Here is a 13,823-nt window from a genome sequence, read left to right as displayed (position 1 = left end):
TCACCTCTCTTGGCGGTTCAATCTGTTCTTTAACTTCGAATTACATCCCATCCAGTGCTGTTCAAAATATGCTAAAATACATATATATTATGACCGGACGAGGTGGAACTCAATGAATATACAAAAGATCATCGACCGGCGCAAACTAGATGAAAAAATGCCGGGATTACCATGGTACGTGCAGCAATTTATGGATTATAAGCTGCCCGACCTGTCCCCTTCCACATTACTAGAATATGTGCGGGATTACGAAGCTTTCTTTTCATGGCTTCGCGCGGAAGGCTTGTCCACCGGAGAAACGAATGCCCAAGTTACACTGGAAGAGTTGGAGACACTTCATATGGACAGTATTACAGGCTTTCGATTATTCCTGTCTACTAAGCGCGAAGGCTCCAACTCCCGTATTACCATTTCACGTAAGCTATCGTCTCTGCGTTCGCTTTTTCATTATTTAAGTCAGATCGCTGAGGATGAAAATTTTTATCCGTTGCTCAAACGCAACATTATGGCTAAGGTCGAAATCAAGCGTATACATAAACCCAAGGATACGGCGGCTAAGCTAAAAGGTAAAATACTGGAAGAGGAAGAACTGCTTGAATTCATCGGTTATATTTATGAAGGCTATGGTCAAGATTTGGCCGATAACAAGCAGGCTTTATACTCCTATGAACTAAATAAGGAACGGGATGCCTGCATCGCCAGCCTCATTCTGAACTCAGGCCTGCGCGTATCTGAAATCGTCAATCTGAATCTGGACGATTTAGACATAAACAATAAACTATTATATGTGTACCGCAAAGGCAATAACGACGAAACCTTTAAAACGCCGGTGTATTTCCGCGAGCAATCCAAAGATGATCTCGTACTTTATTTGTCCCTGAGACATACCCGTTACCGCGCTCCAAAAAAAGAAAAGGCTCTCTTTGTCACACGTCCTAACGGCAGTACAGAAGGCAAACGAATGACCAAAAGAGCGATTCAGGCAATGATCATTAAGTACGCCAAACGGTTCGGCAAGCCTTACCTTACCGTGCATAAGCTTCGTCATTCCTTTGCTACTGACTATTATTTACAAAATGATATTTACAAAACAAAGGAACAGCTGGGGCACGCTTCGACAGAAACAACAGAAGTGTATGCTCACCTGACTGACAAAACCATGTCTCAGGCGATCGAACGGCGGGTAGAGACTCTAACCGACTCAGCCGATTGATGTCTCACCCCTGCTCATTCCTCATTCCTTCTATCTGCTTTTGAATCTGTTCGAGTAGCCAGCGGCCTGCGGGTCCGTTGGCCTCGGCAGGAAATATCTGTATCATTTCATCTGAGTAGTGACCTTGAGCCCAATCCATTTGATGCTCCCAAACCGCTACTCCCTGTACATTTGTCAGCTTATCGGTAAGCTGAGCATCCGATTGTTCCCGCACCATGACCAGCTTCGGATAATCCTCTTGCTTGAAGCCTTCTAGCAACACACAATCATAGGCCTGAAAATGCCGGATCAGTCCGGTGACAGGCTGACTATTCTCCTCTAAAATGGCTGTTCTTCCAGCCGAAACAATAGCTATGCCTTCAGCACCCGCCTGTCGGTGCTTGAACGTATCTGTACCCTCATGATCCATTTCAAATTCATGTCCATCATGCTTAATCACTGCTACGCGTAGACCTGACTTCTGCACATAACGAATCAATCCTCCGAGAAAGGTCGTTTTTCCCGTATTTTTGAATCCGACGATTTGACATACAAATGGATGTTTCGTATTCACGTCACCTGTCCACCTTGTAACACCAGTACACGCACCTCTTCACCTTCGCGTAATCCTTCTGTTGTGGGAGGAATCACGATCAGACAGTCACTGTCCTTAATGGTCACCATGACACTGGATTCATCTACTCGCGCAGGAATCGCGTATACTTGTCCACCACGTATCTCCAGAGAGCTGCGTACAAAGCGTGTATAGTTGTTTACCTTCGTATAATCTGCGCCTAACTTCGCCGTCCAGGTTTGTAAATATGGATGTGCCGAAGATAACATCATTTGGATCGTCGGCCGTACAAACAGCTCACAGCCTACAAAGCACGCACCGGGGTTGCCTGAAAGCGCAAATAACAGCTTGCCGTCAATTACTGCGGCTGTGGTCACACTTCCTGGACGCATCGTAACCTTGTTGAACAGCATATTCACATCTTCTTGTCGTACCAGATCACCCATAATATCAAAATCCCCCACCGATACTCCTCCACTCGTGACCACGATATCATAGGCATCTATCGCTTCACGTACAGAAGTACGGGCAAGGCTCAAATCATCATGAATGGCTTGTAAAATAAACGGCTCTCCTCCTGCCTCTCTAATTTGAGAAGCCAACATATATGTATTACTGTTTCGAATTTTCCCCGGTTGTAACGGCTCATCCACTGCAAGTAATTCCGATCCTGTAGAAAATACGGCCACCCTTGGCTTCCTGTAAACAGGTACCCGGTGTACTCCAAAAGTAGCCAGTACCGAGATGTGCCCTGCTCCCAGGCAGGTTCCCTTACTAAGCAAAAGCCGACCTTCCTGAATCTCATGACCAATCTGTGTCACATTTTTGCCAACTTCTATACGCTTCTTCAAGCCGACATATGTCTGTGCGTTTTCCTCACGCAGCTGTGTCGCTTCCAGCATGACAACCGTGTCCGCTCCTTCAGGTAATTGCGCTCCTGTCATGATGCGGGCAGCCATTCCAGTCTCCACCCGCTTGTCCGATACGGTGCCACATGGAATTTCATCAATCACATGTAGCCAGATTTCCTGACCGGATGAGCACACTTCGGTGTCCGAGCCTAGGATCGCATAACCGTCCATACCTGACCGACGAAAACGGGGATACGGGTGTGGTGCGGTCAAATCCATCGCCAAATAACGTCCATGCGCCTGCTCCAGCTCTACGTCTTCCCTTTCACCCTGTTTAACATAGCTAGCTATCCTGCTTTGTGCCTCTTCCACCTGAACTGCTTTACGCTGGAATTTTTCTGCGTTTAATGATGTATGATTCATAATCTCACTCCGTTCTTCTAAAATGCCCTCTTTCTGTTATAACGCTAAAACCGTTATCTGGCAAATCGGGAGGGGGTGTTTAGATCTTCGACTTCGGTTGCTTTTACCCCTATTGACAGTCTAAGTATGTATGGCAATAAAAATAACCCGTGAATTCTACGGGTCATTTCTATAACTTTTTAAGTGCTTTAAGCTTATTATGAGACATAGAGCAAGTGAAGTCAGATTCTTCGAATCGTACCTCCAAATGCGTTAGACTCGATCTCACAAAACCAAGTCGTGATAGCTGAAAAGCTTCCTTGCAAGTCTGTGCGGTTAGCCCGATCGTATAAAAGCAATGCCCCAAATTGAAAACGCGGTACTTCATCAGTTCTTTTCATTTTTCTTAAGCTCAGCCGGTATCGGTTTAGCACCAAATACTGTTTTTTCATTTTTGGTAGATTCGTTAGCGTATTTTCCCAGTCTTATATTTAAAACTCTCGCCAATCTCTTATCCATTTTCGTTCACCTCCTTTCCATAAAGGAAGAATGCTGAATGCTTGAATAGCTAAAGCTAAGCATATTATGTGGGACTGTATAAAAAAATTCACTGCGCAAACCAAAACACATACCGTTTTATAATATTTGTGGTTATTGGTCTTATGAATATAAATAAAATGATTGGGTGCATAAACTAAAAACACTAATATTGAACAAGCATTAATAATTGAAATTGTAGATAAATTTAAAGAGACGAAGGGTATAGTTACACATATTACCGTTGTAAAACAGACACAAAATGTAAGATTGCTGAAGTGTGCCCCTCCTGAAAATCTTCTTACAAACATGATAGTAACCAGAGCAAATAACGATCCCCAAAAATGCCCGGTCATCCAAGCGATAACCGCAACCATTAGTATTGATGATACTTCGGTAATTTTTATACCAAGCGCATACTCCATCACTTCTACACTTGTTGGACCATCAGGATCAGCTTTTTTTATTTCCGTTGCGATGTACCTTGATAGCGCTTCTAGCACCCTCGTAATCTCCTCTCTCTGAAAAGAAATACGACAAGCCGAAAGTAAGCAATGAAATGGATAGTAATCCTATGGTATTTGAGCTATAGAGCATATACAAAGTAATAAAAATGGTGGCAGCTGATATTAGAGCACCTAGAATCAACAGCTTATTTAGGGACGATAAGTAATTTTCAGCTCTTAAAAAATCATGTGGAGGCTGAATTATAAACGAGAATCCAAAGTTATATTTTCCCATCACAAAAGAAATAAAGTACGCAATAATAATAGAAGATAACTGAATAACGTAAATAGAAGAGCCAGAAGTATCATTAATAACACCTGGTTCTGCTACGCCGAAAAAATTCGCAAACAGAAATACAAATAGTTGTAGGTTAATGTAGGCCGTTAGACCAGAACCAGCAGAAAAAGCTGCTAGATGGGTTTTGATCCCTAAACCGAATCTAAAAAAGATAACCATTAACAAATACTGAAGCGGCAAATCTAATTTAGGCAAGCCTATAACTTCCCTCATTAGAAAGGAAAACAAAGCTATGCCAATTGCATAAAATAATATTTTTCTACGATATTCCCTCACGGGAAGCATATAAAGCTTTAAGACCAAAACAACAGCGGCCAAAGCATCGAATACACCAAGTAATATATATAAAAAAGCAGATAACACAGATACACCATCCTCTTATTTCGCCTGTTGTAATTGTATATTTTACTATTAGATGTGGCAATGAAATAATCTAGTAAACTGGTAATATTTGTTTTTATGTAAGGTAAATATTTATTTTTGTCATCAAAAAATATAAAAAGAACGATTTTAAAATCGTCCTCTTGTTGCAGTTTTAGCCTGGAACCTTCTGAATTATCTATCTGGCATCATCCTTTTGTCGAGCTGCTCAAGTACAAGCGGCCAAGCCTGCTCATGTTGATTTCTTGAATTCTCGTCTGGTAAACCTGCATGCGTTAAGTAAAGATGCGTGCCATTACCGCGAGGTTTAAGCTCAACAGTGAGAACTGTTTCAGCTCCCTTGGTACCGCCTTCGCCAGTAATCCAAGTCAGCTCGATCAGTCGGTTTTGCTCAAGTCTTAGAAATCTTCCGTAATGTGGATGACGCTTCCCCTCAAAATGCGTTTCGAAAAAGAAGGTCGAGTTCACTTTAGCCTCCATTAATACTGATCCTGGGGCTGCAAACCAACTGTCAAACTGCTTCGTCCAAGCCTGATACAGGACATTCGGAGAACACTCCATTTTTCGTTCCACCATTAGATTAAATGGTCTTTGTGAAAGATCTGGCCAAGAAATAGATAGTACCATTTAATTTTCAATCCCTTCAATCAAACAAAGTTTTGATTATCTCTACATTATTATATCCATAAAAGTGTAGGTTTGGCTGTGCCGCTAGATGATCACCAACGTCATCTCTAAAAATAAAAAAAGGAACTGTGCATCAGTACCACAGTTCCAAGAATCTTTTGTTTTCAAATAAATTGACGATACCCATTATCGTCGACTTCGTCGGCTAATTTTACCTGAACCGCTACGTGTTTTGGGCTTACTATAAGATTTACGCGGCGAATCAAATATGCTGGAACCGCCACTGTCGCTCCGGTCACGTGAAATCGAGCCTCTGCTCGGTGAACTGCTGGACCCTCTGTCGAACAAACTTCCGCTTGATCCAACGCTAGAATCCGAGTTCTTTCCTCTACGGGTAACCGAACCTTTCCGCTCCACCGTAATCGGCGGAATCGCCTTTTTCTCCTGCACCGTAGGAGCACGATATTGGCCCTGAGAAGGTCGGTATACATCTCTGCTGGAGTAGCCTCGATAGGAGCCTGAACCACGCAATGAATCAAACAGAGCATCCAGTACAGTTGCGGTTAAGTATCCTTTTAGAAAGCTTGAACTGTAATTTTGTTCGACATACTTTTTACTGTCAATTTCAATGAGTGTATCTTCCTTCTTAGCTGGATCTTGCTGCAAATGGTACCACTCATCGCTATATACCAGAAACATCCGCTCATTGCTCTGCGGTGACATTTGTTCCGGTGTACGCTGTTCTTTCAATTCCTCCGCTACTTCCGGGACTGTCTTGCCAGCTGCCCGGTATACATACGAGGTCGAGTTTCCGCTGCCACTAACCGATTCCAACGGATACGTATCTTTTACACTTGGCGCGCCGCAGCCGCTTAACACGGATACGAACAAGCTCAGCGCCACAATGACCTTTAATGCATACTGCCAGGTGCGTTTGCTCATGTGTAACCCTCTCCTAGCTCGCCCGAATAACCCTGACGTCTCCGGTAATCACTTCTTCTCCTTCATAAAGCATAAAGCGACCGTCCTGCCACTCTACCCGCAACAGATGGTAATCATCAGACTGGTACTGCCACACATGCTGCTCTCCACCCTGTCGGAAAGGAGCACGGCCCATGACGGTAACATGCCCAGAATACTGCTCCTCCAAATGATACGTTGTATCATCCAACTCTAAAATGGTCGGCACTTCCTCAGGGTTGTCAAGTCTGCCGTCGATGGCCTGATATAGTCCAAATTGCAGTGTTTCCCGTTCCTCAATATGAAGATAACTGACTTGATTACCATCCTGAAGCGTCAAAACAACGGCATTCCGGGCACGATTATGTACACGACCTACCACTTCATAGGTGACAAGCGACACTTCACAGATATCACCTGGATTTAAGTGAAGCATGCTTTTCTCTGCTTTCGGCGGCTCCGGCTTAGCAAATAGATTTGAAATTCGTTTCCACACACTCATGGTTATATTCCTGCCTTTCTTAGCCTAGAAGCATGCTGTAATGATCAAGGCGCCAACCAGATGCAGCGCTCCTGAAAACAGACCGAAACCAATTTTACCTTCCTGTGTCCCTTTATCCAGATCAAACTGAGCCCAGTACCGCAACAGCAGACGTACAATAACTTCCAAAACAAGCAGGATGACAAAGGCAATCACAGAATACACAAGCGCTTCGAGCAAATTATTAGCTGTAGCGATAGAGCCTGACAAGATATAACCTTGTGCAACTAACTTCATAATCATTCGTACCGTTACGGCCATATTTCCAGCCTTCACTTCGGCAAAATCCTTATACTTCGTAAATAAAGAGTCGACATACATTAATGCGAAGATCAAAATAGCCCCCGCACCAGTCCATACAAGCATTGCTTTCATCGTTTCTAAAAAATGCATTTCATACCATCCTCCACATCTTCTTGACCTTCATATAATGTTTTACGCCTCCAGGCAGGGAAAAGCGAAGGAGAAAACGTTTCTCCTTCGCTTCCTGAGCAATCACTCTTGGCGGCACTGCTAAAATGTTCTTATTTATTTTCGTATTGCTTCAACAAAGCGGCAAGCTCATCGTCCACGGCGCTTTTCTTATCCAGCTCCTTGAACTCCTCATCCAACGATTTTTCCTTAGAAGACATTTCGTTGCTCGCTTCGGCACGTGCTTCTGCTTGCAGCATTTTTTCTTCCATACGCTTCAATCCGGCAGTTGCCGTATCAGAGCTAAAACCGTTCATAGCTTTGTTAATTTCAGTTTGCGCTTTAGCTGCATTATAACGGGCAACCAGTGTCTCGCGCTTGTTTTTCATTTCTGTCAGCTGTCTGCGCATTTCATCCAGCTTGCCACGCAGGTTATCGGCTGCAGCTTTGTTCTGTTCGTAACCAGCTTTGAACTCATTCATTTTTTGTTCAGCAGATTTCTTTTCTTCCAGCGCGCGACGAGCCAGATCTACATTTTGTGCTTTTGCAGCGGTATGTGCCTGTTCTTCGCGTTTCTTTACCAAAGCAGCCTGTTCTTCGTATTGCTGTTTGAATCTCTTTTCAATAGCAATTTGAGCGGCTACCGCTTTCTCTGCATCTTCCAGGTCCTCTTGCATATCACGAATGTATTGATCCGTCATTTTAATTGGATCTTCTGCCTTGTCAATAATGGCGTTAATGTTGGACATCGTAAGATCTCTTAATCGTTTGAAAATAGACATGTGAAGTTCCTCCTAGAGTTGAATGCTTAAATTTTAAGCTCTGTACACATGTTTACGCAAGCTTTGCAAAGAGGGTTTCAAAAATATCTAAAAGCCGCGCAAATAAGGCTCTGGGATGTCGGCCTGTACTTTTAGCTCCCGCGATGCATGCAGCGCCCAATAGGGATCACGCAGCATGGCACGGCCTATTGCTACCAGATCAGCTTCTTTCTGCTGAACAACCCGACGGGCGTCCTCATAATCATCCAGTAAGCCAACAGCAATTACAGGTACATTCAGCTTTTCACGGATGGTATGAGCCAAATCCACCTGATAGCCGGCACGCGCAGACGGGCCTCCGCCAGAACCAATCGGACCCTCACCACCAGAAGAGATATGGAAAATATCCACACCCGCATCACGATATCGTTCCCCTACGCCTGTTATGTATTCCACATTATATCCATCCTCGACGTATTCTTTGGCAGATATCCGCATAAGCACAGGCATATCAGCAGGAAGAACCTCTTTAACAGCATGTATGACCTCAACACCGAACAGTGACAAATCCTGCCCATATTCATCTTCTCTGGCATTTGTTAAAGGCGAATGAAATTGATGGATCAGATAGCCGTGAGCGCCATGTATCTCGACCGTGTCAAAACCTGCTTCCACCGCGCGGCGCGCGCCTTCTTTGTATGCCTGAACCAGTTCCCTGACTTCAGCTGTCTTTAAGGCGTGCGGCTCTTTAAAGCGTTCGCTAAAAGGAATCGAGGAAGGACCCACAGGTTGCTCAGCATCTTCAGCCTTGCGTCCAGCGTGGCCTAGTTGAATGCCAATTTTGGCACCATACTTGTGAACTTCCTCTACAATCTTACGATATGCAGGAATATGTTCGTCACTCCAAATACCCAAATCACGATCTGTAATACGTCCATCTGGATGGACCGCTGTCATTTCCACAATAATAAGTCCAGTGCCTCCTACTGCCCGGCTCACATAATGGACATGATGCCAATCCGTTGGATTTCCGTCCTTGGCCTCCACGCTGTATTGGCACATCGGGGGCATGACAATCCGATTTTTTAAAGAAAGCCCCTTTAATTGATAAGGAGTAAACAAGTCGGTCACTTTTATCCATCCTTCCTTCAATTCCATGTCTGTATAATTATGAATTGCATCCCCATTATACACCAGCTGTCACGGTATACCGAATTCGTTGTAAGGCTAAAACTTGCGAAAATGCTCCTGTTTTCGGTCATGTTTAAGAGAATATGTACGTTTAGCTCCATCATCTTCATTGATAATCGTTTCATCGTGGACTTCTTTCCAGTCGTTTATGAGCCGAACTTGGTAACCAGCATATTTTTAATAGGACAGGTACATAATAGTCGAGAGCACCACTAGGTATCACTGCACGGAAAGGGGGGATACATATGCCGTACAGGGGAGTGTTGCCAGGCTTGGCACTGTTACTAGCATTTTCAAGTTTACCCGTTCACGCGGATGCGCCTCCCAACATCGGAACGCCCCATCCCAAGGAAGCAGTTGTTGCTTCTTCTGTACAACAGAGCATAGATCGAGCAACTCCTACATTAGCAATGCTGCGAAAAAAACATGCGGACATTTTTAAAATGTGCGGCCCACACACCCGCCAAATTGCCCTAACCTTTGATGATGTGCCCGATTCTAGGTATACGCCGCAGGTTTTGGACGTATTACACGCCAATGGCATCAAAGCTACCTTTTTCATCGTCGGTCACCGTGCGGAAAAGCATCCGGGGATCATACGCCGTATTATCCGTGAAGGCCATGCTATAGGAAACCATTCCTATACTCATCCTGATTTTAGGAAGGCCACACCAGAACGCTTTCGCAACCAGATTACAAAAACAGAACGTATTTTACAAGCCAGCGCAGGTTTTCGCCCCAAGTTGATTCGTCCACCCTACGGTGAAATCACGGAGCCTCAAATCCAGTGGGCACGTCGTCATGGCTACATGATTGTCAATTGGAATGTAGACTCTCTCGACTGGAAGGGACTAAGTAAAACACAAATTCAGCGCAATGTGATCCCAGCTACTGGGCCTGGCTCTATTATTTTAATGCACGCAGGTGGAGGTCAAAGTTCCAACTTGCAAGGCACTGTTCAAGCTCTGCCGGGTCTAATTCACTCTCTAAAAGCTAAGGGCTACAAATTTGTCACAGTCCCCCGGCTACTCCACACATCGGAACAGAAATAACCATATGTTTATGATTGAGCTACAAGCTAAAGCAACGTAAAAAGGCTGTCTTACCAGCAGAAGTTTTCTGCTCGTCAAGACAGCCTTTTTTATGGATAGGACCTGATAAGAGTCTGACCTAGTTATATGCGGTAGGATACAGGCATTAAGTTTACATAATATATATTATGTTTAATTAAACCATATATACGTATAATGCTATTTATCAATAACGTACAGCTTCACATTTTGAAATCCAAAGTCGTTCACAAATGATTTGTTGCCAGGAATAAAGATATCAATCCGTTTTCCTGTAATGGCGCTGCCCTGATCGCGAGCGACAGCTACAAAAGAATGATCCGGCAAACCTGGGTGGGAATAGCCTGTAACCAGCACTTTCGTGCCCATCGGAATGACGTTCGGGTCTACCGCAATTGTACCTAGTTTAAGCGGATTGCCGTAGTAGTCCACTGCTCCCCATTTACCATTCTCATCGGCTGCGGCAGAATACGCAGTAGCCTTAACGTCGACTATTTTGCTATAGTTAAATGTTTTGCCCCACGCTTCAATCGCTGGCCCCTCATTCGCTGGTGCTTTCTCCGTAAGAAGCTGAGGCTTCGAATCCGAAGCTGCATTCACACTTTTTTCACCAGGTACCTTAATTTGCAGACCTGCATATATATTGTTAGAGGCAATGTTTGGGTTCGCCTTCGTCAGCTCGTCCACTGATACTCCATAACGTTGAGCAAGCAAAAAGAAGGTATCGCCATCTTTGGCAGTATGAAGCGAAGCAGCATCCGCTACTCCAGCTGTCTGTGCCAGCCCTGCAATGGCTGCGGCAAGCACCGCAAATTTCATGGTTTTTCCAATATGTTTTAGATGTTTCAAAGATATGTACCTCCTCTGTTATGCCTGCGAAGTTAGCTGTCGGATTCGGACTCAGGAGAAGCCCTATGCTTGTGCAATTCACCCCTAGGCATATTCCATATCGTCTTATGACGTATCGGAAAGACTGCCGTTGTTACGTCCCCCGCACTTCCCATAGTTTGGGCCCAGCATTCAGCGTTTTTCATAACCGCATGCTGTCCCGGTAAGTTTTGGCTTACTGCATAATATCACAATTTTGTAACCTTATCCGCATGAAAATGTTGGGAACCTTGAACATCATACTATACTCGTTACAATTTTGTCACCAAGAAATCGATATTTGTTACGAAAATATGGTGAAATGGTGACAAAAAAAGAAAAAGCCCTCCGTCAAACGGAGGGCTTTTTTATAGCTCATATCAGCACTTTCTTACAATACTTTGGCAAGAAAATCACGGGTGCGATCATGGCTTGGAGTACCAAATACCTGCTCTGGTGTACCTTGTTCCACAATTTGACCGTTATCCATAAAGATGATTCGATCGCCTACCTCGCGGGCAAAGCCCATTTCATGCGTCACGATTACCATGGTCATGCCGCCTTCGGCGAGCTTCTTCATTACATCCAGAACCTCTCCAACCATTTCAGGGTCCAATGCAGAAGTCGGCTCATCGAACAGCATTACGTGCGGCTGCATGGCCAAAGCACGCGCAATCGCAATACGTTGCTTCTGACCACCGGATAGCTGGTTCGGATAGGTATTCTTCTTATCCTCAAGCCCTACGGTACGCAGGAGTTCTAGCGCAATTTTTTCCGCTTCCTTCCCTGACTGTCTTCTAACCTGCGTTGGTGCAAGCGTCAGATTCTGCAACACTGTTTTATGCGGGAACAGATTAAAATGCTGGAACACCATCCCCATCTTCTCCCGGGTTACATTAATATTATGACCACGAGCTGTAATCGGCTCGCCCTCAAACAAAATCTCCCCGTCCGTAGGCTGTTCTAGCAGATTCATGCAACGTAAAAACGTACTCTTCCCCGAACCGCTGGGACCGATGATGACGACGACTTCACCTTTGGCGATATCTATATCAATGCCTTTTAAAATCTCATTCTTGCCGAACGATTTACGCAGTTGTTTAACGGTGATCACTGGCTCTCAACTTCCTTTCCCATAAACCCAGCAGCTTAGACAAGCTGAATGTCATTACAAAATAAATAGCGGCTGCGATTACGAACGGACTTAATCCTTCGTAGGTAATGTTCTTAATGACCTGGGCCTGATACATAATATCCACCATCCCAATGGTCGAAATAATGGATGATTCTTTAATGATCGTAATAAACTCATTACCGATAGCAGGCAAAATAGATTTAAACGCTTGCGGCAAAATGACATGACGCATAGCTTTGCCTCGTCCCATACCCAATGAACGGGCAGCCTCCATCTGTCCACGGTCTACTGCCTGGATACCTGCACGGAAAATTTCAGCCAGATATGCCGAGCTATTCAGAGACAATGTGATTATACCAGACTGGAGTGGAGTAAAATTGACACCCAGCGTCAAAGCAACCCCGTAGTGAATAATCATGAGTTGCACCAGCATAGGTGTGCCACGCAGTATCTCTACATAAGTGGTACCTAACCACTCAATGATGCGTACTCCACTCATACGTAGCAAGGATATGATCAGACCAATGATGAATCCGAACAGTACTCCGAGCGCAGACAGCAACAAGGTGTAGCCGATACCCGTAGCGTATAAACTGCGGTATTTCCAAAAAATATCTACAATGTTATTAGAAGAAACCTGACGATCCGCAGAAAGTGCACTCGCTTCCGTGGAAAACTTCTCAATCGACCCGTCTGCTTTCAGGCGAGCCAACGTTTTATTTACAGAAGCAAGCAATTCTGCATTCCCTTTACGGATACCTACAGCTGTTTCTGCTCCCGCATCCTCAGGCACAGCCTTGGCAAGGGTTACGGTACCGTCTAACGTGTATCCTTTAGCAACCGTATCTTCGATCACGACAGCGTTCACACGCTGGGTCCGCAGCTGGAGTACCAGGTCAGATATTTTATCCAGTGAAGTTACAGAGGCATTGGGCACTTTTTGAGCAATCTCTTCCTGAATACTTCCCTTTTGTGCTCCGATCTTCTCGCCTTTCAAAGCATCCATCGTCGGATATTTGTCTTTATCCTCTGGGCGTACCATGATGACTTGCTTGGAGCGATAGTATACATCCGAAAAATCAATACTCTTTCTGCGTTCATCCGTTGGTGTCATACCGGACAGTACCAAGTCTACACGACCACTTTGCAGAGCAGGCAGCAAAGAGTCAAAACTCATGTCTTCAGGGACCATCTCCGCATCCAAATCTTTGGCGATTTCCTTGGCGATATCCACATCGAACCCAACAATGGTATCCTTACCGTTAATGACTTTATGAAACTCATACGGCGGAAAGTCGGCACTCATGCCCACTACAAGTTTTTTCTGTGGCTTTGCTTCCGTTCCGTATGCATTGAGCATGGGAAGACCAGTCAACAGCAAGATAACCGCCGTCAAAACCAGGGCGGTAAAACGATATGCCTTTTTCAATCTTTTTTTCTCTCCTTAAATTCTTTATAATAAATAAGATTGTGTCATTATAAATGAATATGCATGATTATGCAATGAATGTTATAGTAC

The 13,823-nt window shown here is 44.4% G+C and carries 16 protein-coding genes and 1 riboswitch; of the genes, 2 read left to right on the top strand and 14 right to left on the bottom strand.

Annotated elements, in window-relative coordinates; genetic code table 11:
- Positions 1 to 112: 112 nt before the first annotated feature.
- Entirely contained in the window at positions 113 to 1,213 is a 1,101-nt protein-coding gene (gene xerS, locus NSQ58_RS14820) for a tyrosine recombinase XerS (RefSeq protein WP_023988943.1), read from the top strand.
- Positions 1,214 to 1,217: 4 nt separating this feature from the next.
- Here xerS and mobB read toward each other — a convergent pair whose 3' ends face one another.
- The 11 genes from mobB to NSQ58_RS14765 all read right to left on the bottom strand — a co-directional run bounded on the left by mobB (position 1,218) and on the right by NSQ58_RS14765 (position 9,172).
- On the bottom strand, positions 1,218 to 1,766 hold the full coding sequence (gene mobB, locus NSQ58_RS14815) for a molybdopterin-guanine dinucleotide biosynthesis protein B (protein ID WP_028541693.1): 549 nt from the start codon (positions 1,764 to 1,766) through the stop codon (positions 1,218 to 1,220).
- Complete coding sequence (locus tag NSQ58_RS14810) at positions 1,763 to 3,040, bottom strand: molybdopterin molybdotransferase MoeA (RefSeq protein ID WP_028541694.1); 1,278 nt, start codon at positions 3,038 to 3,040, stop codon at positions 1,763 to 1,765. The genes mobB and NSQ58_RS14810 overlap by 4 nt, the downstream gene beginning before the upstream one ends.
- A gap of 366 nt (positions 3,041 to 3,406) precedes the next feature.
- A complete protein-coding gene (locus tag NSQ58_RS14805) occupies positions 3,407 to 3,538 on the bottom strand; it encodes a hypothetical protein (RefSeq protein WP_256026492.1) in 132 nt (43 codons plus the stop codon).
- A complete protein-coding gene (locus tag NSQ58_RS14800; RefSeq protein WP_071558668.1) occupies positions 3,511 to 4,059 on the bottom strand; it encodes an accessory gene regulator ArgB-like protein in 549 nt (182 codons plus the stop codon). The genes NSQ58_RS14805 and NSQ58_RS14800 overlap by 28 nt, the downstream gene beginning before the upstream one ends.
- Complete coding sequence (locus NSQ58_RS14795) at positions 4,010 to 4,723, bottom strand: hypothetical protein (RefSeq protein WP_341057645.1); 714 nt, start codon at positions 4,721 to 4,723, stop codon at positions 4,010 to 4,012. The genes NSQ58_RS14800 and NSQ58_RS14795 overlap by 50 nt, the downstream gene beginning before the upstream one ends.
- A 192-nt stretch (positions 4,724 to 4,915) precedes the next feature.
- Entirely contained in the window at positions 4,916 to 5,368 is a 453-nt protein-coding gene (locus NSQ58_RS14790) for an SRPBCC family protein (RefSeq protein ID WP_028541695.1), read from the bottom strand.
- Positions 5,369 to 5,554: 186 nt separating this feature from the next.
- A complete protein-coding gene (locus NSQ58_RS14785) occupies positions 5,555 to 6,310 on the bottom strand; it encodes a DUF4247 domain-containing protein (RefSeq protein WP_023988948.1) in 756 nt (251 codons plus the stop codon).
- Between the two features lie 13 nt (positions 6,311 to 6,323).
- Complete coding sequence (locus tag NSQ58_RS14780; protein ID WP_341057643.1) at positions 6,324 to 6,830, bottom strand: DUF4178 domain-containing protein; 507 nt, start codon at positions 6,828 to 6,830, stop codon at positions 6,324 to 6,326.
- A gap of 24 nt (positions 6,831 to 6,854) precedes the next feature.
- Entirely contained in the window at positions 6,855 to 7,262 is a 408-nt protein-coding gene (locus tag NSQ58_RS14775; protein WP_013310484.1) for a DUF350 domain-containing protein, read from the bottom strand.
- Positions 7,263 to 7,393: 131 nt separating this feature from the next.
- The gene (locus NSQ58_RS14770) at positions 7,394 to 8,062 is read right to left on the bottom strand and encodes a PspA/IM30 family protein (RefSeq protein WP_013310486.1); all 669 of its coding nucleotides are present in this window, start codon (positions 8,060 to 8,062) and stop codon (positions 7,394 to 7,396) included.
- An 87-nt stretch (positions 8,063 to 8,149) separates the two neighbouring features.
- On the bottom strand, positions 8,150 to 9,172 hold the full coding sequence (locus NSQ58_RS14765) for an NADH:flavin oxidoreductase/NADH oxidase (RefSeq protein WP_023988950.1): 1,023 nt from the start codon (positions 9,170 to 9,172) through the stop codon (positions 8,150 to 8,152).
- A gap of 305 nt (positions 9,173 to 9,477) precedes the next feature.
- Between NSQ58_RS14765 and NSQ58_RS14760 the strand changes: the two genes are divergently transcribed.
- Positions 9,478 to 10,284, top strand: coding sequence for a polysaccharide deacetylase family protein (locus NSQ58_RS14760; RefSeq protein WP_341057642.1), 807 nt, complete (start codon positions 9,478 to 9,480; stop codon positions 10,282 to 10,284).
- 198 nt (positions 10,285 to 10,482) lie between these two features.
- Here NSQ58_RS14760 and NSQ58_RS14755 read toward each other — a convergent pair whose 3' ends face one another.
- The 3 genes from NSQ58_RS14755 to NSQ58_RS14745 all read right to left on the bottom strand — a co-directional run bounded on the left by NSQ58_RS14755 (position 10,483) and on the right by NSQ58_RS14745 (position 13,733).
- On the bottom strand, positions 10,483 to 11,151 hold the full coding sequence (locus NSQ58_RS14755; RefSeq protein WP_264453700.1) for a 3D domain-containing protein: 669 nt from the start codon (positions 11,149 to 11,151) through the stop codon (positions 10,483 to 10,485).
- 6 nt (positions 11,152 to 11,157) lie between these two features.
- A riboswitch (cyclic di-AMP (ydaO/yuaA leader) is annotated at positions 11,158 to 11,326 on the bottom strand.
- Between the two features lie 234 nt (positions 11,327 to 11,560).
- A complete protein-coding gene (locus NSQ58_RS14750; protein ID WP_013310491.1) occupies positions 11,561 to 12,283 on the bottom strand; it encodes an amino acid ABC transporter ATP-binding protein in 723 nt (240 codons plus the stop codon).
- Positions 12,270 to 13,733, bottom strand: coding sequence for an ABC transporter substrate-binding protein/permease (locus tag NSQ58_RS14745; RefSeq protein ID WP_023988953.1), 1,464 nt, complete (start codon positions 13,731 to 13,733; stop codon positions 12,270 to 12,272). Before NSQ58_RS14745 ends, NSQ58_RS14750 begins: the two co-directional genes overlap by 14 nt.
- Positions 13,734 to 13,823 lie beyond the last annotated feature (90 nt).

The sequence above is a fragment of the Paenibacillus sp. FSL M7-0134 genome, assembly GCF_038007865.1.
Classification (GTDB): Bacteria; Bacillota; Bacilli; order Paenibacillales; family Paenibacillaceae; genus Paenibacillus; species Paenibacillus polymyxa_B.
The sequence above is the reverse complement of the archived record's forward strand: the minus strand, read 5'-3'. Positions and strand labels throughout refer to the sequence as shown.

Bases quoted from the DNA above. Each gene is read 5' to 3' on its own strand.
- xerS (WP_023988943.1), top strand. From the start codon at position 113: ATGAATATACAAAAGATCATCGACCGGCGCAAACTAGATGAAAAAATG.
- NSQ58_RS14810 (WP_028541694.1), bottom strand. From the start codon at position 3,040: ATGAATCATACATCATTAAACGCAGAAAAATTCCAGCGTAAAGCAGTT.
- NSQ58_RS14805 (WP_256026492.1), bottom strand. From the start codon at position 3,538: ATGGATAAGAGATTGGCGAGAGTTTTAAATATAAGACTGGGAAAATAC.
- NSQ58_RS14790 (WP_028541695.1), bottom strand. From the start codon at position 5,368: ATGGTACTATCTATTTCTTGGCCAGATCTTTCACAAAGACCATTTAAT.
- NSQ58_RS14785 (WP_023988948.1), bottom strand. From the start codon at position 6,310: ATGAGCAAACGCACCTGGCAGTATGCATTAAAGGTCATTGTGGCGCTG.
- NSQ58_RS14780 (WP_341057643.1), bottom strand. From the start codon at position 6,830: ATGAGTGTGTGGAAACGAATTTCAAATCTATTTGCTAAGCCGGAGCCG.
- NSQ58_RS14775 (WP_013310484.1), bottom strand. From the start codon at position 7,262: ATGCATTTTTTAGAAACGATGAAAGCAATGCTTGTATGGACTGGTGCG.
- NSQ58_RS14770 (WP_013310486.1), bottom strand. From the start codon at position 8,062: ATGTCTATTTTCAAACGATTAAGAGATCTTACGATGTCCAACATTAAC.
- NSQ58_RS14760 (WP_341057642.1), top strand. From the start codon at position 9,478: ATGCCGTACAGGGGAGTGTTGCCAGGCTTGGCACTGTTACTAGCATTT.